Annotated in this window: 21 protein-coding genes; 13 read left to right on the top strand and 8 right to left on the bottom strand. The window is 70.0% G+C overall.

All coding sequences use genetic code 11. The features are described from left to right. Positions 1 to 90 precede the first annotated feature (90 nt). Positions 91 to 1,077 carry an SDR family NAD(P)-dependent oxidoreductase gene (locus ABD743_RS04820; protein WP_344719531.1) on the top strand — a complete coding sequence of 329 codons (987 nt, stop codon included), beginning with the start codon at positions 91 to 93 and terminating at the stop codon, positions 1,075 to 1,077. Beyond that, a complete protein-coding gene (locus tag ABD743_RS04815) occupies positions 1,010 to 1,366 on the top strand; it encodes a PPOX class F420-dependent oxidoreductase (protein ID WP_344719276.1) in 357 nt (118 codons plus the stop codon). The genes ABD743_RS04820 and ABD743_RS04815 overlap by 68 nt, the downstream gene beginning before the upstream one ends. 77 nt (positions 1,367 to 1,443) lie before the next feature. On the opposite strand, the gene ABD743_RS04810 is transcribed toward ABD743_RS04815, so the two are convergent. Further along, positions 1,444 to 2,772 (bottom strand): MFS transporter, encoded by a 1,329-nt coding sequence (locus tag ABD743_RS04810; protein WP_344719274.1) that lies wholly within the window; start codon positions 2,770 to 2,772, stop codon positions 1,444 to 1,446. A gap of 67 nt (positions 2,773 to 2,839) precedes the next feature. Here ABD743_RS04810 and ABD743_RS04805 point away from each other — a divergent pair, with 67 nt between their 5' ends. Then, a complete protein-coding gene (locus tag ABD743_RS04805; RefSeq protein WP_344719272.1) occupies positions 2,840 to 3,349 on the top strand; it encodes a helix-turn-helix domain-containing protein in 510 nt (169 codons plus the stop codon). A 70-nt stretch (positions 3,350 to 3,419) separates the two neighbouring features. Next, positions 3,420 to 3,980, top strand: coding sequence for a GrpB family protein (locus ABD743_RS04800; RefSeq protein ID WP_344719271.1), 561 nt, complete (start codon positions 3,420 to 3,422; stop codon positions 3,978 to 3,980). A gap of 7 nt (positions 3,981 to 3,987) precedes the next feature. Here ABD743_RS04800 and ABD743_RS04795 read toward each other — a convergent pair whose 3' ends face one another. Further along, the gene (locus ABD743_RS04795) at positions 3,988 to 4,896 is read right to left on the bottom strand and encodes a haloalkane dehalogenase (protein ID WP_344719268.1); all 909 of its coding nucleotides are present in this window, start codon (positions 4,894 to 4,896) and stop codon (positions 3,988 to 3,990) included. A gap of 180 nt (positions 4,897 to 5,076) precedes the next feature. Between ABD743_RS04795 and ABD743_RS04790 the strand changes: the two genes are divergently transcribed. The 3 genes from ABD743_RS04790 to ABD743_RS04780 all read left to right on the top strand — a co-directional run bounded on the left by ABD743_RS04790 (position 5,077) and on the right by ABD743_RS04780 (position 7,151). Continuing rightward, positions 5,077 to 5,316 (top strand): helix-turn-helix domain-containing protein, encoded by a 240-nt coding sequence (locus ABD743_RS04790; protein ID WP_344719266.1) that lies wholly within the window; start codon positions 5,077 to 5,079, stop codon positions 5,314 to 5,316. Between the two features lie 207 nt (positions 5,317 to 5,523). Beyond that, complete coding sequence (locus ABD743_RS04785) at positions 5,524 to 6,363, top strand: alpha/beta hydrolase (protein ID WP_344719264.1); 840 nt, start codon at positions 5,524 to 5,526, stop codon at positions 6,361 to 6,363. Next, the gene (locus ABD743_RS04780) at positions 6,360 to 7,151 is read left to right on the top strand and encodes an MBL fold metallo-hydrolase (protein WP_344719262.1); all 792 of its coding nucleotides are present in this window, start codon (positions 6,360 to 6,362) and stop codon (positions 7,149 to 7,151) included. Before ABD743_RS04785 ends, ABD743_RS04780 begins: the two co-directional genes overlap by 4 nt. Positions 7,152 to 7,158: 7 nt before the next feature. Here ABD743_RS04780 and ABD743_RS04775 read toward each other — a convergent pair whose 3' ends face one another. The 3 genes from ABD743_RS04775 to ABD743_RS04765 all read right to left on the bottom strand — a co-directional run bounded on the left by ABD743_RS04775 (position 7,159) and on the right by ABD743_RS04765 (position 10,043). Continuing rightward, complete coding sequence (locus tag ABD743_RS04775) at positions 7,159 to 8,136, bottom strand: GlxA family transcriptional regulator (RefSeq protein ID WP_344719260.1); 978 nt, start codon at positions 8,134 to 8,136, stop codon at positions 7,159 to 7,161. A gap of 189 nt (positions 8,137 to 8,325) precedes the next feature. After that, positions 8,326 to 8,943: an FMN reductase gene (locus ABD743_RS04770; protein ID WP_344719258.1), complete on the bottom strand. Its 618-nt coding sequence runs from the start codon at positions 8,941 to 8,943 to the stop codon at positions 8,326 to 8,328. Beyond that, on the bottom strand, positions 8,940 to 10,043 hold the full coding sequence (locus ABD743_RS04765; RefSeq protein WP_344719256.1) for an LLM class flavin-dependent oxidoreductase: 1,104 nt from the start codon (positions 10,041 to 10,043) through the stop codon (positions 8,940 to 8,942). Before ABD743_RS04765 ends, ABD743_RS04770 begins: the two co-directional genes overlap by 4 nt. A gap of 227 nt (positions 10,044 to 10,270) precedes the next feature. On the opposite strand from ABD743_RS04765, the gene ABD743_RS04760 reads away from it, so the two are divergent. Genes ABD743_RS04760 through ABD743_RS04750 form a run of 3 tightly spaced genes read left to right on the top strand, consistent with a single transcriptional unit; the run spans position 10,271 to position 12,291 of the window. Beyond that, positions 10,271 to 11,119 carry a helix-turn-helix transcriptional regulator gene (locus tag ABD743_RS04760; protein ID WP_344719255.1) on the top strand — a complete coding sequence of 283 codons (849 nt, stop codon included), beginning with the start codon at positions 10,271 to 10,273 and terminating at the stop codon, positions 11,117 to 11,119. A 54-nt stretch (positions 11,120 to 11,173) separates the two neighbouring features. Then, positions 11,174 to 11,503 carry a nuclear transport factor 2 family protein gene (locus ABD743_RS04755; protein WP_344719252.1) on the top strand — a complete coding sequence of 110 codons (330 nt, stop codon included), beginning with the start codon at positions 11,174 to 11,176 and terminating at the stop codon, positions 11,501 to 11,503. Then, positions 11,500 to 12,291: an SDR family oxidoreductase gene (locus ABD743_RS04750; RefSeq protein ID WP_344719250.1), complete on the top strand. Its 792-nt coding sequence runs from the start codon at positions 11,500 to 11,502 to the stop codon at positions 12,289 to 12,291. The genes ABD743_RS04755 and ABD743_RS04750 overlap by 4 nt, the downstream gene beginning before the upstream one ends. A gap of 191 nt (positions 12,292 to 12,482) precedes the next feature. Here ABD743_RS04750 and ABD743_RS04745 read toward each other — a convergent pair whose 3' ends face one another. Further along, on the bottom strand, positions 12,483 to 12,893 hold the full coding sequence (locus tag ABD743_RS04745) for a DoxX family protein (RefSeq protein WP_344719248.1): 411 nt from the start codon (positions 12,891 to 12,893) through the stop codon (positions 12,483 to 12,485). A gap of 99 nt (positions 12,894 to 12,992) precedes the next feature. Between ABD743_RS04745 and ABD743_RS04740 the strand changes: the two genes are divergently transcribed. Genes ABD743_RS04740 through mdlC form a run of 3 tightly spaced genes read left to right on the top strand, consistent with a single transcriptional unit; the run spans position 12,993 to position 16,739 of the window. Beyond that, the gene (locus ABD743_RS04740; protein ID WP_344719246.1) at positions 12,993 to 13,772 is read left to right on the top strand and encodes an IclR family transcriptional regulator; all 780 of its coding nucleotides are present in this window, start codon (positions 12,993 to 12,995) and stop codon (positions 13,770 to 13,772) included. A 55-nt stretch (positions 13,773 to 13,827) separates the two neighbouring features. After that, the gene (locus ABD743_RS04735; RefSeq protein WP_344719244.1) at positions 13,828 to 15,120 is read left to right on the top strand and encodes an MFS transporter; all 1,293 of its coding nucleotides are present in this window, start codon (positions 13,828 to 13,830) and stop codon (positions 15,118 to 15,120) included. After that, positions 15,117 to 16,739, top strand: coding sequence for a benzoylformate decarboxylase (mdlC, locus tag ABD743_RS04730; protein ID WP_344719242.1), 1,623 nt, complete (start codon positions 15,117 to 15,119; stop codon positions 16,737 to 16,739). Before ABD743_RS04735 ends, mdlC begins: the two co-directional genes overlap by 4 nt. Positions 16,740 to 16,752: 13 nt before the next feature. On the opposite strand, the gene ABD743_RS04725 is transcribed toward mdlC, so the two are convergent. Beyond that, positions 16,753 to 17,331 carry a hypothetical protein gene (locus ABD743_RS04725; RefSeq protein WP_344719240.1) on the bottom strand — a complete coding sequence of 193 codons (579 nt, stop codon included), beginning with the start codon at positions 17,329 to 17,331 and terminating at the stop codon, positions 16,753 to 16,755. 28 nt (positions 17,332 to 17,359) lie between these two features. After that, positions 17,360 to 18,080, bottom strand: a 721-nt coding sequence (locus tag ABD743_RS04720) for an MFS transporter (protein ID WP_344719238.1), incomplete at its 5' end; no start/stop codon positions are given.

The following is an 18,080-nucleotide window of genomic DNA, read 5'->3' as shown; positions in this document are numbered from 1 at the left end:
ACTGCGCGATCTGAACTCATCGGTTCAATGCACTGGACGTGCTGGTTGCAACGATACGTGTGAGGACACTACGTTGAACTCGTGAGTTCAATGGATGGGAAGACGGTCGTGGTGACAGGTGGCACGGATGGCATGGGGCGAGGGGTTGCTCTTGCCCGCCTCGGCCGGGGCGACGAAGTGGCGATCGTCGGACGCAACGCCGAGAAGGGTGCCGCCTTCCTCGACGCGGCGGCGCGACTCGGTGCTGCAGGGCGAGCCCATTTCGTCCTCGCCGACCTGAGCCTGGTTGCCGAGACGAGGAGGGTGATCGGCGAGATCGGAACTCTCTTTCCGAAGATCGACGCGCTGGTGCTGTGTGCCCGGCACTACAGGTCCACGAGGTCCGTCACGGAGGAGGGGTTCGAGAGCAACTTTGCGCTCTTCTATCTCAGCCGTTTCCTCATGAGCTACGGAATGACCGACCTGCTCGACGCCGCGGACGAGCCGATGATCCTCAACGTCTGCGGGCCGGGCGCCGGTCCGGGTGAGATCCGCTGGAACGACCTCGGCTTCGAGCGGAACTACCACGGCACGGACGCGATGATGCAGGGTGGTCTGCTCAACGACCTGCTCGGTGTCGGGTTCGCCGTGAACCGGCCGTCGCGGAAGGTGCGATACGTGCTTCTCAACCCGGGCACCGTGGCCACCAGCTTCTCCGGCGAGTACGACCCGGAGACCGAGGCTCAGATCGAGTCGTTGCGCCAGGCCGCCACGCCAATCGAGAAAGGCATCGAGCCGATCCTCGCAATGCTGGACGACCCGCCTGCCGAGCCGATCAGCGCCTCGATGATGGGTGAGCCGATCAGCCTTGCCGGGCCCTCCTTCGACCTGGAGGCCGCCCGGCGGTTGTACGTCGAGACCGAGAAGCTGCTGTCAGCCGTGCCCGCATCGCCCCGGCAGCCGTACGTGATGTCGGGGGGTGTCGACGCAGAGACTGCGGGAGGTGCTCGACTCCCGGATCTTCGCCACCGTGGCAACCATCCAGCCCGACGGCAGCGTGCAGCAGTCGGTGGTCTGGGTGACGCGGGACGGCGATGACGTGCTCTTCATGATCGGCGTGGGCAGTCGCAAGGAACGGAACCTGCGCCGTGATCCGCGCGTGAGCGTGCTCGTCTTCCCGCCGGACGCGCCGTACGGCTACGCCGCGATCCGCGGAACCGCGACCTTCGATCCTGCGGCCGACCTTTGGCTCCGGGACGAACTGTCGCTCAAGTACACCGGGAAGACCTTCGCGGAGCACGTCGAGGCCACTCCTGAGGCGAACGTGGGACTCGCCGGGACGGTCGCGGTCCGTGTCACGCCCGGCACGGTCGCCGGACGTCTCTGATACGTCGATCAGGCGACGCATCGAGCAGGGTCACGGCTGTCCCGTAGACGTCCGCTGTGTGACGAAGGAGTGATTGATCAGCTCTGCGGCGTCGACTCGGCGTCGGCGTGCTCGTCAAGGTGTCTCGGCAGGTCGCGCATGCGCACGAGCGGGCTGATCAACACCGGAAGAGCGCCGAGTGCCTGGCCCGCCACTCCCACCCAGAGCGCGGTGAGCACTCCGTACTCGCTGCCGATGACCCCGCCGAGGAACGCTCCGACCGGCATCGTCCCCCAGACGACGAAGCGGACAGAGGCGTTCATCCGGCCCAGCAACCGCCTCGGGCACAGGCGTTGGCGGAACGACACCTGGGCGACGTTGTAGACCACGATGCCGACGCCGACCACGGCGGTCGACGCCGCGAGCATCGCGATCGCGACCGGACGGGAGTGACCGGCGGCGAGCGGGACGAGCGCGAGCGCAGGCAGGCCGGGCAGGAGGGCGATGGCGATCGTGCGACCCTCGCCGACGAGCCTGATCAGGGGCCCGGCGAGGAGGGCGCCTGCGAGCCCGCCGATCGCGCCGACGCTCAGTGCGAGGCCGAGGCCGGCTTCGCCCACTCCGAGGTCGCGGATCGCGTAGAGCACGAGCAGCGCGTTGCTGATGCCGCCGAAGAGATTCGACGCGCCAGTGGTGGCGACGATGCGACGCAGCAAGGGCTGCCGGAAGACGAACGTGAGCCCTTCGCCGATCTCCATGTGCAGGGCGCGGCGATCGCTTCCGGACGAGCGCTCGTCCCGGTGCCGGATGCGCAGGATGAACACGGCAGAGGCGAGGAAGGAGACTGCGTCCACCAGGATCACCAACGGTGCGCCGAGCGCGCGGACGAGCACGCCGCCGAGCCCCGGCCCCGCCACCTGTGCGACGGAGTGCGAGACCTGCAGTTTCGCGTTGCCCTCGCTGATGCGCGACGACGGCACGAGCGAGGGCAGGTAGCTCTGGTAGGCGACGTCGAAGAACACCGTGGCGACGCCGATGACGGTCGCGACCGCGAGCACGAGCGGGAACGTGAGCACCCCGGCCAGCCATGCGAGTGGCAGCGACAGCAGTGCGACGCCGCGCACGAGGTCTCCCGCGATCAGCACGTTGCGTTTGCGCATCCGGTCCACCCATGCACCTGCAGGCAGACCGACGACCAGGAAGGCGAGGTGCTCGAATGTTGCGAGCATGCCCATCTCGAACTCGTCCGCCCCGAGCACGGATACCGCCAGCAGCGGCAACGCGATCGTGCCGACCTGCGTGCCGACCTGGCTGATCGTGTCGCCGATCCAGAGTTGCCGGAAGTCCCGGCCCGCGGGGTGGCCTACGAGGCTGGTGCGGTACCAGCGGGGGAGCCGCGACGGGGTGGCGGGTTCGGCCGGGATCACCCATGTGATGTTCGGCGACCGATTGGGAAAAGTCAATCAGTTACCTTCGCAACGCTACCGTGGTCTTGTGGACCCTTCCGAGCTCGGGCGCCGGCCCGCTACGGACGCCGAGGCCAAGGCGCTGGCGTCGTCATTGCGGTTGCGGATCCTTCGGATGTGTCTGGACGAACCGATGACCAACGCCCAGTTGGCCGAGCGGCTGGGTCGTCCTCCGGCGAGCGTCCTGCACCACGTCCGCACGCTCACGGCCACGGGCTTCCTCGAAGCGCTCCCCGTCCAGGAGGGTCCCCGCGGGTCACGGCCGGTGCCGTACCGCGCCACGCGCAAGTCGTGGATGCTGGAGGACCACCGGTCGAGCCGGCCGATGATCGAGGCGTTCCTGGAGACCACGTCCGATGTCGGCGAGGAGGATCTATCCGTGTCGCGGCTCGGGCTCCGGCTCGACGCCGCGGGCCACGCCGACCTCGTGCGGCGTCTGGACGAGGTGCTGAACGAGTTCGCCGCGCGTTCCCCCGACCCGCACGGGCGGCCGTGGTCGGTCTTCGTGGCCATCCATCCGGATCCCGACCGCGACTGATCGCAATCGTGTTGATCACGCTTCGAGCGCGGCGCTACGTTGGCCTGCTGCCTATCGAGAGGTTGCACCGATGTCCCGCGAAACGCTCACCGATGACGTCCTCAGCTCCAAGCTCCTGCGTGGCCTGCGCCCGACCCGGGTCGTGATCGCGGAGTACGACCCCCAGTGGCCCGTTCGCTTCGCCTCCCGCGCGGCGGAGCTCCGTCACATCCTCGGTGATCGGGCCCGGCTCATCGAGCACGTCGGCTCCACCTCGGTGCCCGGTCTCGCGGCCAAGCCGATCGTCGACATCGTGATGGGCATCGACGACCCGGACGACGAACCGGCTTTTCTCCCCGATCTCGAGGCCGCGGGTTATGAACTGCGGGTCCGCGAGCCCGGTCATCGGTGCCTGCGCATCGGTGAACCCGACGAGCAGGTGAACCTGCACTGCTATCCCCCGGAGGACGCCGAGGTCCGCAAGTATCTGATCTTCCGTGAGCGGCTCCGGGCGAACGACGCGGACCGTGATCTCTACGAGAGGACGAAGCGGGAGCTCGCTGAACGGGAGTGGCCCGACGTCAACTACTACGCCGAGGCGAAATGGCCCGTCATCGGCGAGATCCTCGCTCGTGGCGGATGGCAGGAGTAGGCACCTGTCAGTACGCCCGAACAAACTCGACAGCGGTCCTGGCGAGCGCCGGTCCGGCGTCTTCCTGCACGAGGTGACCGGCCTCTGGGATGTCGGGATGATCGTGCCCGGCCGCTCCGGGGAAGTTCTCGATCATCCCAGCAGCCATGGGCTTGGTGAACACCTCGCCGTCGCTGAAGGCGCAGAGCAGGGGTATGTGCAGTTCGGAAAGAACCGTCCAGATCCGGCGTGCGGCTGCGGCGGTCGGATGGTCGGGAGCGGTGGGTACCAGGCCGGGCATGGCGCGTGGTCCGGCCTTGTAAGAATCGTCGGGGAACGGGGCGTCGTACGCGGCGAGAGTGGCCGGCGGTAATGGTTTCTGGACCAGTTCCGGAATGAGTGCGGAGATGCGGAGGTCGGGGGAGGTCTCGATGGTCCGCCGGTAGTCCCACCATTGCTGGGGCATCTCCGTGTGGCCATTGGGGATGCCTGTGTTGGACATGATGAGGTGGGAGAACCGGCCCGGCTCCTCGGCCACCACACCGAGGCCGAAGGCCCCGCCCCAGTCGTGGCCCAACAAGGTGACATCGCGCAGGTCCAGGGCCTCGAAGAGCAGTGCGCCCAGCCATTGGACGTGCCGTTCGAACGTGTGGTCGGACTGCTCGGCGGGCTTGTCGGAGCGGCCGAAGCCCACGAGGTCCGGTGCGATCACGCGGAACCCGGCGTTGACCAGCACCGGGAGCATCGACCGGTAGAGGAACGACCAGGTGGGCTCGCCGTGGAGCAGGAGAACGACGGGGCCGGCAGGCGGGCCGGCCGTGACGTACGCCATTCGCAGTGATCCACCGGAGTCATCGACAATGGTGGCGTACTCGGGCGAGAAGTCGAAATCGGACAGGTCGGTGAAACTTTCGTCCGGCGTTCTCAGGAATCGCATGAAATGACAGTACGGGGCGTGCCCTGTGGAGTCCTGCTGCGTGGCCGCACGGCGACATGCAGTGTGCTGATCACCGAGCAGGACTGGCAATTGCGAACATCATGCGGCAGAGTGCCACGCGGCGCGGCAGACCCCCGACTGCCGCCGTTCGTCCGACCTGGACCGTCGAAAGGAGAGCTTATGAAAGCGCGCCACGGATACCCCCAGTGCGTTGCCTCCGCTGACGTCACCGCTGCCGAGGATGCCGACGACTGCGGTCGCGTCCTGCGCGAGCTGCGGGCCATCAAGCACGTCAGTGCCGCAGAGCTCGCGGCTCGCGCGGGCGTCAGCGAACAGGACGTCGCCGAGTTCGAAGCGGGTAGGATCATCCCGCCGCGGCCGGCCTTCAGTACCTACCTGCGGGTCCTCGGCTACGCCTGAGCCGCGCCGGGCCGTCGGTCACCTCGCTCCCCCAGGCGTGTCACGCACGCTGCGCGCCACCGATGTGGGGCAGGCGAGCTTCTTCGGCCTGTGCGACCCCCGACGTCCGGGTGGGCGTGGAATGTCCGAAAACAGGGGTTTCGTGTCCTTGTCCGGCCCGGCCGCCGGCCCGATGCTCCGTGTCGAAGACCCGGCGAAAGGACGATCTTGAGCAGCGAGTCGACGGCCCCGGACACCATTGTGCTGATCCACGGGTTCTGGGTGACCCCACGGAGCTGGGAGCACTGGATCACCCGCTACGAGCAGCGCGGATACCGCGTGATCACACCCGCCTACCCGGGCTACGAGGTGGAGGTCGAGGCGCTCAACGCCGACCCGTCCCCGATCGAGGCCGCGACGATCACGGGGATCGTCGAGCACCTCGAGTCGGTGGTGGGTGACCTCGACTCGCCACCCATCCTGATGGGCCACTCCGCAGGTGGTGCGTTCACGCAGATCCTGCTGGACCACGGCTTCGGTGCCGCCGGGGTGGCGCTGAACTCGGCCCCCACCGAGGGGGTGCCCGTGGTGCCGCTGAGCCAGATCAAGGCGACGTTCCCTGTGTTGGGCAACCCCGCCAACCGGCACAAGGCTGTCGGCTACACCCACGAGCAGTGGCACTACGCGTTCACGAACACCTTCACCGAAGAGGAGTCGAAGGCGCTCTACGAGCGCTACCACATCCCCGCTTCCGGTTCGATCCTCTTCGAGTCCGCGCTTGCCAACCTGCAGCCGGGCCACCAGGGCACCTGGGTCGACTACCACAACGACCGCCGTGCGCCCCTGCTGTTCATCGCCGGCACCGAGGATCACCTCATGCCGCCCAAGGTGCAGTGGTCGAACGCCAAGCACTACAAGTCCGACACGGTCACCGAGGTGGTGGAGTTCAGCGGAAAGGCACACCTGTTGCCCGCGCAGCAGGGGTGGGAGGAGATCGCCGACTACGCCCTCGCCTGGGCCGTCCGGCACGCCACCGCGAGGGTCGCTGGAGCGACGACCCCGGCATGATCGGGCTTCGCATCACCCACATCGGTGGGCCGACCGCTCTGATCGAGATCGACGGCTGGCGGCTGCTCACCGATCCCACCTTCGACGCCCCCGGCCGTCGGTACACCTTCGGCTGGGGGACGTCGTCGCGGAAGCTGACCGGGCCGGCGATCGCGGCGCCGGACCTCGGGCCGATCGACGCCGTGCTGCTCAGCCACGACCACCACGGTGACAACCTGGACGACGCCGGGCGTGCGCTGCTCCCGTCGGCGGGCACGGTCCTCACGACCGTGGCCGGGGCAGGGCGGCTGGGCAGGGGCGTCCGTGGTCTGCGGCCGTGGGAGACCACCAGGCTCGAGGCGGCAGGACGGCCGACGATCGACGTGACCGCCACACCGTGCCGCCACGGCCCACCCGCCAGCCGCGTCATCGTCGGTGACGTGATCGGTTTCGCCCTGCGCTGGGACGGTCAGGAGCACGGGGTGCTGTGGATCTCGGGCGACACGGTGCTCTACGACGGGGTGCGTCAGGTCGCCGACCGGTTGCAGGTCGGCATTGCGGTCCTGCACCTCGGGGGCGTGCGGTTCCCGGTGACGGGTCCGGTGCGCTACTCCATGACGGCCGAGCAGGCGGTCGAGACGGTGCGCCTGGTGCGGCCGCACACCGCCGTCCCCGTGCACTACGAGGGGTGGGCGCACTTCGCGCAGGGCCGGGACGCCGTCGATCGCGAGTTCGCCGGAGCGCCGGAGGACCTCCGACGTCGGCTGCGCTGGCTGCCCCTCGGCGACGGGGTGGACATCGCCTCGTGAGCCCGGCTCACGCGGTGCCCGCGGCCACCCCGGTCGTGCGGAAGCGCTGGCGGTAGGCGTGCGGTGTGGTGCCCACCTCACGGGTGAAGCTGCGCCGCAACGCCTCCGCGGAACTCATCCCGGCCCGCCGCGCGATGGTGTCGAGCGGTGCGTCCGACACCTCCAACAGCATGCGTGCAGCCTCGACCCGTACCTGGTCGACATAGCGGGCCGGAGTCATGCCGAGCTCGCGGAGGAACAGGCGGGCGAGGTGCCTTTCGCTGAACCCGGCCCGTTCGCTGAGCGCGGCGACCCGATGGTCGCCCGCGGGGTCGGCAACGATGGCGTCGAGGATCTCGCGCAGCGGTGACCGGGCGGGCGGCTGTGTCCGCATCCGGACGCTGAACTGGGCCTGCCCGCCCGGACGCTGCATGAAGACCACGAGGAACTGGGCCACCTGCCGGGTGAGGTCGGGGCCGTGGTCGGCTTCGACCAGTGCCAGCGCGAGGTCGATCCCGGCGGTCACGCCCGCGCAGGTGAACACCCGCCCGTCACCCACGAAGATCGGGTTGCGCTCCACGGTGGTGGCGGGAAAGCGCTCGGCGAGGTCATCGAGGAACAGCCAGTGGGTCGTGGCACGCCTGCCTTCCAGCAGGCCGACGGAACCCAGGAGGAAGGCGCCGGCGCAGACGGCCGCCACGCGCCGGGCCCGGTCCGCCCCGCTGCGGAGCACGGCGAGGAGCGGCTCGTCCTCCATCAGACGCGCCCAGTGGGGCGTGCCGGGGATCAGGAACGTGTCGATCGGACCGTCGAGCTCCGCGAGCGACGAAGCGACGCCCATCCGAAGACCCGAGGCGCTGACGGTGTCGCGCCCGTCGGCCGAGACGATGTGAACGCCGTAGATGCCGCCGCCGGCCAGCTGGTCGGCGACGTAGAACACCTCGGCCGGGCCCATGAGGTCGAGGACTTGGGCCCCGTCGTACGCAAGGAGCGCGACGGTCCGCATCGGCGTCAGCCGTGGTCGCGGGGGAGGGTGTCGACCTTCATCTCGGTGAGCCCGGCCATCGGCGTCTCCTGTCCGGCCCCGGTTGATTCCGAGATCCTCAGGCGGCGGATCGTAGAGCCGTGGCTCCCGGGTTGACCAGGAGCCGCGGGTGAACTTCAGCGATCGTCCATTCCGGACCGGGCTGCCGGGTCAGGAGCCGTTCAGGAGCTGCTCGAACGGGGTCGGCTCGAGGAACGGGTCCGCCGCCTTCTGCGCCGGGCGGGCGGCGACTATCTCGGCCAGCTCCCCGGCTGCCCGGGCGATCCGCTGGTCCAGCGACTGGGCCGTCCGGTCACCGGCGCCCCAGTCCTCAGGAGCCGAGAACACCGACGTCGGCACGACCATCGCGCGCAGGAAGGCGAACAGCGGGCGTACGGCGTGCTCCAGCGCGAGGGAGTGGCGCCCCGTGCCGCCGGTGGCGGCGATGAGCGTCGGCTTCCCGGCGAGCGAGTCGGACTCGAGCACGTCGAAGAACATCTTGAACAGCCCGTTGTAGGACGCCGAGAACGTCGGCGTCACGGCGATCAGGCCGTCGGCGTCGGTCGCGGCCTTCAGGGCCGCCTGAAGCTCTGGCCTCGGGAACCCGGTCAGCACGTTGTCGACGAGCTCGTGGCCGTGGTCGCGCAGTTCGATCACGTCGACCTTCGTGTCGACCCCGCGCTCGCGCAGGGCCGATACTGTGGCTGCGGCGAGCCGGTCGGCCAGCAGCCTGGTCGACGACGGGACGCTGATCCCGGCGCTCACCACGGCGATCGTGCGAGTTGTCATGCAACGACCTCCTCGGTCTTCGTTTCGGACGCGGCCGCCGCCAGCAGGCTCGCGTGCGTCGGGGCGTCCGGGACGCCGGCAGGCTTCAGTGCGGCGAACTCACGGCGCAGCACCGGCACGACCTCCTCGCCCAGGATGTCGAGCTGCTCGAGCACCGTCTTGAGCGGCAGCCCGGCGTGGTCCATCAGGAACAGCTGGCGCTGGTAGTCGCCTGCCATCTCGCGGAAGGACAGTGTCTTCTCGATCACCTGCTGCGGGCTGCCCACCGTGAGCGCCGTCAGGTCCGTGAAGTCCTCCAGGGACGGGCCGTGGCCGTACACCGGCGCGTTGTCGAAGTACGGGCGGAACTCGGCAATGGCGTCCTGGGAGTTCTTCCGCATGAACACCTGCCCACCCAGTCCGACGATGGCCTGGTCGGCCGGGCCGTGGCCGTAGTGCTCGAAGCGCGCGCGGTAGAGCTCCACCATCCGCTGGACATGCTCCTTGTTCCAGAAGATGTTGTTGTGGAAGAACCCGTCGCCGTAGTAGGCCGCCTGCTCGGCGATCTCGGGGCTGCGGATCGAGGCGTGCCAGACGAACGGGGGCACGTCGTCGAGCGGCCGCGGCGTCGAGGTGAAGCTCTGCAGGGGCGTGCGGAACCGGCCCTCCCAGTCGACCACGTCCTCACGCCACAGCCTGCGCAGCAGCGCGTAGTTCTCGACGGCCAGCGGGATGCCGTTGCGGATGTCCTGGCCGAACCACGGGTAGACGGGGCCGGTGTTGCCCCGGCCGAGCATGAGGTCCACCCGGCCGTCGGCGAGGTGCTGGAGCATCGCGAAGTCCTCGGCGATCTTCACCGGGTCGCTCGTGGTGATCAGCGTGGTCGCCGTCGAGAGTTCGAGCCGCTTCGTGCGCGCGGCGATGAAGCCGAGCAACGTCGTCGGTGACGACGGCACGAACGGCGGGTTGTGGTGCTCGCCGGTCGCGAAGACGTCCAGCCCGACCTCTTCGGCCTTCAGCGCGATCGCGACCATCGCCTTGATCCGCTCCGCCTCGGTCGGCGTGCGGCCGTTCGTCGGGTCAGGGGTGACGTCCCCGACCGAGAAGATGCCGAGCTGCATGTCCTGCCTCCGGTCGTTGAAACTTAAACAGTCACTGATTCTTATCAACTCCAAGGGCTCCTCGCTTATGCCCTGAGGGTCGAGCCGCGCGACTGCCTGCGATCTTGCCTCCGGATTGTTGCATCTGCAATCACTGTGAGATGAACGTGCCGCGCGCGCCGGTTATGCCCGGAGGCTAGGAGCGGCTCTCCGTGGCACAGGAGCGGTGAACAGGCGATGCTCGGGACATGGACCGCTCCGAGCTCGCCGACTTCCTGCGCCGCCGCAGGGAGCAGCTGCGCCCGGCGGACGTCGGGCTCTCGGCAGGCCCACGGCGGCGCACGCCGGGCCTGCGCCGGGAGGAGGTGGCGCAGCTGGCGGGGGTGTCCGCCGACTACTGCATGCGCCTCGAGCAGCGGCGAAGCTCACAGCCGTCACCCCAGGTGCTGGCGGCGCTGGCCCGCGCGCTGCGGCTCACCGACGACGAGCGCGACCACCTGTTCGTCCTGGCGGGTCATCCGGTACCGGCCGGGCGGGCAGCGGGCGACCACGTCCGGCCCGGCCTGATGCATCTGCTCGACGCGCTGGTCGGCACGCCCGCACAGATCCTCGGCGACCTCGGTGACCTGCTCGCCCAGAACGAGATGGCCCGGTTCCTGTTCGGGTCGGTCTGCTCGGAGCGGGAGGAGTCCCGCAACGTGGTGGTGCGATGGTTCACCGACCCGGCGGTGCGGGCGGCCCACTCACCCGAGGAGCACGAGTACCTCAGCCGCATCCACGTAGCCGACCTGCGCGCCGCCGTGGCTCGTCGGGGCACCGACGCCACCGCGGCCGGGCTCGTCCGGCGGCTGCGCGCGGCCAGCGACGAGTTCACGCAGCTGTGGGACCGGCACGAGGTCGCCGTGCGCAGGCGCAGCCGGATGTGCGTGCTGCACCCGAGCATCGGGCTGATCGAGCTGGACAGCGAGACGCTGCTCACCCCGGCCGAGGACCAAAGGCTCCTCGTCTTCACCCCGCCGCCGGGGAGTGCCACGGCCGAGAAGCTGAGCCTGCTGCGCGTGATCGGCGACCAGGACCTCACGCCGACCCGCGACTGACCACGGGCGCCTCGGCGTCCGTCACACATCCGCACCACATTCGAGGAGACACGCATGCCTACGGACATCCCCGCGCCCGTCGCGGGCTACCTGACGGCGAAGGTCGACGACCACGTCGAGGCGGTGCTGAAGAATTTCGCCGACGACGCGGTCGTGCACGACGAGGGCAGGAACCACGTCGGGATCTCGGCGATCCGCGACTGGGCCGCCGAGATATCCACGAGGTACCGGCTCGAGCGCACCGTGGTCGAGACGCACCGGATCGGCGGGGCGGCGGTGGTTCTCGTCCGGGTCGCCGGGAACTTCCCGGGCAGCCCGGTCGACCTGCACCATCACTTCACGGTCTCCGAGGACCGGATCACGGCCCTCACGATCTGCCCGTGAGCAGCCTGATGCGCGAGTGCGAATTCGACGGGCGCCGGGCCGTGGTCACCGGCGGCACGCGCGGCGGCATCGGTGCGGCGATCACCGCGCGGCTCACCGAGGCAGGCGCGCGTGTGCTCACCACCGCCCGATCCACGCCTGACGATCTGGCCGACGCCGAGCTGTTCGTGGCCGCGGACGTCGGCACCGCGGAGGGCATCGCCCTGGTCGCCGATGCCGCCCTGGAACGGCTGGGTGGCGTGGACATCGTGGTGCACGTGGTCGGCGGATCGCGTCAGGAACCCGGCGGCGTGCTCGCCCTGTCCGACGACGACTGGGAGCAGGCCTTCGCCGTGAACCTGTTCGCGTCCGTGCGCCTGGACCGCGCACTGCTCCCGTCGATGATCGACCAGGGCGGGGGAGCGATCGTGCACGTCACCTCGATCCAGCGCAGGGTGCCGCTGCCCACCACCGTGCCGTACGCGGCGGCCAAGGCCGCCTTGACCAGCTACAGCAAGAACCTCGCCACGCAGATGGCCCCGAAGGGGGTGCGGGTCAACACGGTGGCGCCCGGATTCGTCGAGACGGCCGGGGCGCGCGGGATGGTCAGCGCGCTCGCGGCCGCTGACGGCGTGGACGAGGCCACCTCCCGCATGCGGATCATGGAGTCGATCGGCGGGATACCGCTCGGTCGCCCGGCCCGGCCGGAGGAGGTGGCCGAGCTGGTGGCCTTCCTCGTCTCGGACCGGGCCTCGGCGATCACCGGCGCGGAGCACGTCATCGACGGCGGGAGCACGCGGACGATCTGACGCTAGTGTCGCGGAAACGGGGTTCCTTGCCCGGATCCGGTGTCCCAGGCGGATGCATCGCAAGGCGGAGGAGGCGCCGATACCGCTGTTGTATCGGGGCCGACGACAACGCCGCGAGGCGCCGCCTGGGTGCCGGAGGCGGGTAAGACGACCTCGTTTCCGTGACACTTGGCCCGGACCGGGGGGTGGGGTCAACGAGTGCGGCTGGAGAGCAATGCGGAGAGCTGCTCCCGGCGACCCCACGCGATCGGGGCGAGCAGGACGAAGAGGATCGCGGGCGTCACCATGCCGGCGGGCGCCCCGAGCACGACGGCCTGGGTGAACGCCGCCCCGATCATGAGGCCCATGAGCCCGATCGCGGCCGGTGCGGCCAGCCGCGGGATGAGGAGCCCGATCCCGCCGGCCAGCTCCAGGACGCCGACGAGGAAGCGGAACCACTGGCCTGCGCCGATCTGTTCGAACAGCCACACCGCAAAGGGGTCGCCGTAGAACTTCGGAATCGCCGAGGCGATCACGAAGAACAGGCCGACCACGATCTGGAGGCCCCAGAGGACGCGGTGGGTGGTGCGGCCGAGGGAAGCTGCGGGGGCGGAGACGGTCATGGAATGTTCCTTCCGGTGAGGAGCACGATCTGGCTGTCGGGGGTAGGACCCGCCGGCATCGGAGAAGTCATCGGTGCTCCGGAGGACGGGAGGCAGCCGATGGGTGACTCCGCTCGCGCGGGCAGATCGGTGCTCGGCCGAGCGCTCGCTGTGCTCGAGTCCTTCTCCGACGAGAATCCGGAGCTGACGCTCGGGGAGATCGCCTCGGCCACCGGCCTGGCCTCGGCCACCGCCCATCGGCTCCTCGCGGAGCTGGTGGAGTGGGGTGCGCTGGAGCGGCCGGCGCGCGGGCGCTATCGGATCGGCATCCGCCTGTGGGAGCTCGGCGCCCTCGCGCCCGTGCCGCGCACCCTGCGTGACTCTGCTCTGCCGGTCATGCAGGACCTCGCCGCGGTGACTGGCCACGTCGTGCACCTGGTCGTACTCGACGGCCACGAGGCCCTCTTCGTCGAGCGGCTTGCCGGGCATTCCCACGTGCACGTGCGCTCGCGCGTCGGCGGACGGCTGCCGCTGCACGCGAGCGGCCCGGGAAAGATCATGCTCGCGCACGCCCCCGCCGAGTTCGTCGACGAGGTGGTGGCCCGCGGGCTGCCCCGGCTCGCCGCCGGCACCATCACCGACCCGCGGCAGTTCCGGCAGGCTCTCGCCGAGGTTCGCAGCACCGGGTACTGCCTGTCCCGCAACGAGATGACCGACGGCGCGTCCTCCGTGGCGGCGCCGATCACGGGACCGTCCGGGGACGTCGTCGCGAGCATCGCCGTGGTCGTGCCCAGCAGCACCGAGAACCTCCAGCGGCTGGTGCCTGCCGTGCGGATCGGGGCTGCCGCTGTTACCCGGACGCTGCGCCCCCGTTCTCCACTGGGTGAGAGGAAGCGCTGACGGATCCGCGCCGGGCGCCGATACTCCCGCGCACATCGGCAGAAAGGCTCAGGAGATGTCCGCGGATTCAACGGTGAACCCGACCACCGTCCGAGATCGCCATGCCGCCGGCTGGGTGGCGCCCTTGTGCTGGTCGGCCGTGGCTCTCGAGGGCTACGACCTGGTGGTGCTGGGCGTGGTGCTGCCGTCGCTGCTGCGCTACCCCGACTGGGGGCTGAACCCGGCCACGGCCTCGCTGATCTCGGTGGTCGGCCTGCTTGGCGTGATGGTCGGAGCGCTCGCCATCGGCCCCGTCACCGACATCGTCGGCCGCCGCCGGACGATGCTGCTCACCGTCATCGCGTTCTCGGTGCTCACTCTGCTCTGCGCGTTCGCTCCGAACCCGTGGATCTTCGGGCTGCTGCGCTTCCTCGCCGGGCTCGGCCTCGGTGGCGTGCTGCCCGTGGCAATCGCGCTGGTCAACGAGTACGCCCACCAGGGGCGCGCCGGTAGCGCCACCACGACGCTCATGACGGGCTACCACGTCGGCGCCGTGGTCACGTCCCTGCTCGGCATCGTCGTCATCCCGGCACTCGGCTGGCGGGCGATGTTCGTGATCGGCGCCCTGCCCGCGCTGGTGCTGGTGCCGCTGATCCTGCGGTACCTGCCGGAGTCGGAGTCCTTCCTGCGGGAACGCGCGTCAGGGGCCCGGTCGGACCGCGAGCGCAACCCGGTGACGATCCTGTTCCGCGGTGGGTACCTTCGCGCCACCATCGCGTTCTGGGTGACCTCGTTCATGGGGTTGCTGCTCGTCTACGGCCTGAACACATGGCTGCCGGAGATCATGCGCTCCGCCGGGTACGACCTGGGGGCCGCGCTCGCCCTGCTGCTCGTGCTGAACGTCGGCGCGATCGTCGGGCTGCTGGTGGCAGGCCAGGTGGCCAACCGCATCGGCACGCGAATCTCGACCATCGCCTGGTTCACCCTGGCCGCACTCTTCCTGGTGCTGCTGAGCATCCGGCTCCCGGGCATCGGCGTGTACGTGAGCGTGCTGCTGGCCGGTGTGTTCGTGTTCAGCGCACAGGTGCTCGTCTACGCCTACGTGAGCCAGTTCTACCCGGCCGCCGCCCGCGGCACGGCCATCGGCGCTGCCAGTGGCATCGGCAGGTTGGGTGCGATCACCGGCCCGCTGATCGGTGGCGCGCTGCTCACCGCCGGCATCGCCTACCCGTGGGGCTTCTACATCTTCGCCGCGGTGGCAGCCGTCGGCGCCGTCTCCGTGGCGATCGTGGCCCGCACCGGTGACCCTGCCGTCGTCGAGAGGGCCGCTGTCGAGAGGGCTGCCGTCGAGAGGGACGACGCGGGATGAGCGAGCCGGGCCGCACCGTCCGCGATGCGACCTTCGACGTTCTGCGTCGACACGGTCTGACCACCATCTTCGCCAACCCCGGTTCCACGGAGATCGCGTTCCTGACCGATCTCCCCGACGACATCGAGTTCGTCCTGGCTCTGCACGAGGGCTCGGTCGTCGGAATCGCGACGGGGTGGGCGACGGCCCTGGACCGGCCTGCGCTGGTCAACCTGCACACCACTGCCGGCCTGGGCAACGCCGTCGGGGCGCTCGCGACCGCGCGGGTGAACCGGGTGCCGCTGGTGGTGATCGTGGGCCAGCAGGATCGCCGGCATCTCGCGCTGCAGCCGTTCCTCGCCGGTGAGCTGGAGGGGCTGGCCGGGCGGTACCCGGTGTGGGTCACCACGCCCGCGCGCCCCCAGGACGTGCCGGGTGCGGTGGCGAGGGCCTTCCACGAGGCACGCGACGGACGCGGCCCGGCGCTCGTGATCGTGCCGAGCGACGACTGGAGCGCTCCCGCCGACGACACCCCGCCCGGCGCGCCCGCGGTGCTGTATCGCGCATCGGCCGTCGACCCCGCGGCCGTCGACGCGCTCGCAGACGTGGTCGGCCGGGCCGAGTCACCGGCTCTCGTCGTGGGAGCAGACGCCGACGACGCCGAGACATGGTCGGCGCTGGTCGAGCTCGCGGAGCGGTTGCGCTGCCCGGTGTGGCAGGAGTCGTTCGCCGCCCGCGCCGGGTTCCCGCAGGATCATCCACAGTTCGCCGGGCACCTTCCTTCCGGCCGGGCCCGGCTCCGGCAGGTACTGGCAGGCCACGATGTCGTGCTCGTCGTCGGGGCGCCGGTGTTCCGGCAGTACCCGTTCGAGGCGGGCCCGCTGGTCGAGGACGGCACGGTGGTCGCGTTGGTCACCGACGACGCCGAGGACGCTCACCACAGTCCCGTCGACCTCGCCGTGGTGGCGCGCCCGGCACCGGTCTGCCGCCAGCTCGCCGCGCGCCTGCCCGAGCGGACGGACGCGCCCGTCCCGGTAGCCGACCGCGTCGCGCCGCCGCCTCCTCCAAGGGCGGGCGAGCCGTTACGCGCCGCCCACGTGATGGCGGCTCTGGCGCAGCGGATCTCGGCCGAGACCGTCATCGTCGAAGAGACGCCGTCGACGCGTCCCGACCTGCACCGGTTGGTGCCTGCGCGACGCCCGCTGGGTTTCCTCAGCGCGGCCATGGGCGGGCTCGGGTTCGCCATGCCCGCGGCGATCGGCGTGCGGATGGCCCGGCCGGACCAGCCGGTGATCGCCGTGGTCGGGGACGGCTCGTCGCTCTACGGCATCCAGTCGCTGTGGAGCGCCGCCCACTACGGCTGTGGCGTGCTGTTCGTCGTGCTGGCCAACGGCCGCTACGCGATCATGGACCGGCTGGCCGAGCAGCACGGGAACGGCGGCGGCAAACCACCGTGGCCGGCGTTCACCGAGGTCAGCGTGCACGGGCTGGCGCTGGCACTGGGGTGTCCGGCCGAGCGGGTGGACAACTATCCCGCGCTCGTCGAGAGGCTGGACGCGGTGGTGCCGACCCTCGGTGACCGCAGGCAACCGCTGGTGCTCGAGGTGGCGGTGGAGCCGGAACGGTCCTTCCCGCCTTAGTGCGCCGACGGTCTCACCAGGGGGCGTTCTCGCCCAGCCCGGCGAACATTGCGAACAGGAAGAAGCGGGCGCCCGTTCCGAAGGCTGTCGCCAGTGCGTATCCGACCGCGGCCTCCGCGGGCTCGGGTCGTGCCGCTGGAGCGACGACGCCGAGAACAGCGACGTCCTGGTGCCATCTCGCCGCCACCGACCCGTCGTCGAGACGCTCGTAGACGCCCAGTTCGCGCTCGGGCTTGTAGGAGCGTCCCCGGACGAGACGGGCGGTGGTGGGACTATTCGGGGTGAGGAGCAGATCGACGGAGTCGATCCGGGCCCGTACCCGGTACGACCGCCGGGAGAGACCGGCCTTCGCCGGGTTCAGCTCCTGCCTGGTGCCCGCGACCCGCAGCGTGAGAGCCGCGGGGTCGCGGGTGCCGATCGGGATGTAGCCGAGCAGGGGCACGCCGCTGCGGCGCTCGACGGTGACCTCGGGAAGCGACTCGCCCTGCACGGTGACAAGGCCTCCGCCGACGTCGACCGCGATGGTGACTCTCCCGAACACGTCGTCGACGAGATCGTGCCGGACGTCGTTGCGATGCTCGGCCTCGTCCATCGGCCGTGATCGTAGGGGCACGCGTTGATCACGAGCGCGCTGTCCCGGCAGGGACCATGGTGGACTCGACGGCCGTGAGGTCGCGCCCGCGGGTCTCGGGGGAGAGCAATGCGGTGACCACCGAGACGACGATCAGCAGGATCACCCACCAGTAGAACAGCGACGTGCTCTGGCGCTGGTCGAAGAAGGCCTGGAGATAGGGCGCGGTGCCGCCGAACAGTGCGACGGCGAGCGAGTAGGGCACGCCGAAGCCCACGGCGCGGATGCCGGTGGGGAACATCTCGGCGAACAACGCCGGGATGATCGACACCGTTCCTGCGACCAGCACCAGCGCCACGCCCATCGCCGCCAGCAACTGCCAGGCCTGCCCCTGGATCAGGCCTTCCAGCGGGAAGGTCAGCACGGCGAGCAGTACCCAGCTGATGATGAGAACCGGGCGGCGGCCGATCCGGTCCGAGAGCGCTCCCCACAGCGGCAGCACCAGGATGAACAGCACGAGAGCGGCGGTGGCGGCCCAGAGTGCGCCGGATGGGTCGGTGCCGCGTTGCTGGATGGCGAACGGGGCAGCGGCGACCGACCACAGATAGAAGGTGATCGTGCCGCCCGCGGTGAGGCCGATGACGCGGAGCAGGAGCGTGGGGTGGGCGAAGAATTGCTGGCGGATCGGAGTGCGTGCTCCGGTGGTGCGGGTGAAGACGGGGGTTTCGGTCATGCGTTTGCGCATGACGACGGCGAAGAGTCCGATGAGG

This window comes from Pseudonocardia yunnanensis, from assembly GCF_039534065.1.
In the GTDB taxonomy this organism is placed as follows: domain Bacteria; phylum Actinomycetota; class Actinomycetes; order Mycobacteriales; family Pseudonocardiaceae; genus Pseudonocardia; species Pseudonocardia yunnanensis.
Note: the sequence above shows the minus strand (reverse complement) of the source record. Positions and strands in the feature narration are given on the sequence as shown.

Coding starts and splice junctions, on each gene's coding strand:
- ABD743_RS04820 (WP_344719531.1), top strand. CDS start 91: ATGGATGGGAAGACGGTCGTGGTGACAGGTGGCACGGATGGCATGGGG.
- ABD743_RS04800 (WP_344719271.1), top strand. CDS start 3,420: ATGTCCCGCGAAACGCTCACCGATGACGTCCTCAGCTCCAAGCTCCTG.
- ABD743_RS04795 (WP_344719268.1), bottom strand. CDS start 4,896: ATGCGATTCCTGAGAACGCCGGACGAAAGTTTCACCGACCTGTCCGAT.
- ABD743_RS04790 (WP_344719266.1), top strand. CDS start 5,077: ATGAAAGCGCGCCACGGATACCCCCAGTGCGTTGCCTCCGCTGACGTC.
- ABD743_RS04780 (WP_344719262.1), top strand. CDS start 6,360: ATGATCGGGCTTCGCATCACCCACATCGGTGGGCCGACCGCTCTGATC.
- ABD743_RS04775 (WP_344719260.1), bottom strand. CDS start 8,136: ATGCGGACCGTCGCGCTCCTTGCGTACGACGGGGCCCAAGTCCTCGAC.
- ABD743_RS04770 (WP_344719258.1), bottom strand. CDS start 8,943: ATGACAACTCGCACGATCGCCGTGGTGAGCGCCGGGATCAGCGTCCCG.
- ABD743_RS04765 (WP_344719256.1), bottom strand. CDS start 10,043: ATGCAGCTCGGCATCTTCTCGGTCGGGGACGTCACCCCTGACCCGACG.
- ABD743_RS04760 (WP_344719255.1), top strand. CDS start 10,271: ATGGACCGCTCCGAGCTCGCCGACTTCCTGCGCCGCCGCAGGGAGCAG.
- ABD743_RS04755 (WP_344719252.1), top strand. CDS start 11,174: ATGCCTACGGACATCCCCGCGCCCGTCGCGGGCTACCTGACGGCGAAG.
- ABD743_RS04745 (WP_344719248.1), bottom strand. CDS start 12,893: ATGACCGTCTCCGCCCCCGCAGCTTCCCTCGGCCGCACCACCCACCGC.
- ABD743_RS04740 (WP_344719246.1), top strand. CDS start 12,993: ATGGGTGACTCCGCTCGCGCGGGCAGATCGGTGCTCGGCCGAGCGCTC.
- ABD743_RS04735 (WP_344719244.1), top strand. CDS start 13,828: ATGTCCGCGGATTCAACGGTGAACCCGACCACCGTCCGAGATCGCCAT.
- mdlC (WP_344719242.1), top strand. CDS start 15,117: ATGAGCGAGCCGGGCCGCACCGTCCGCGATGCGACCTTCGACGTTCTG.
- ABD743_RS04725 (WP_344719240.1), bottom strand. CDS start 17,331: ATGGACGAGGCCGAGCATCGCAACGACGTCCGGCACGATCTCGTCGAC.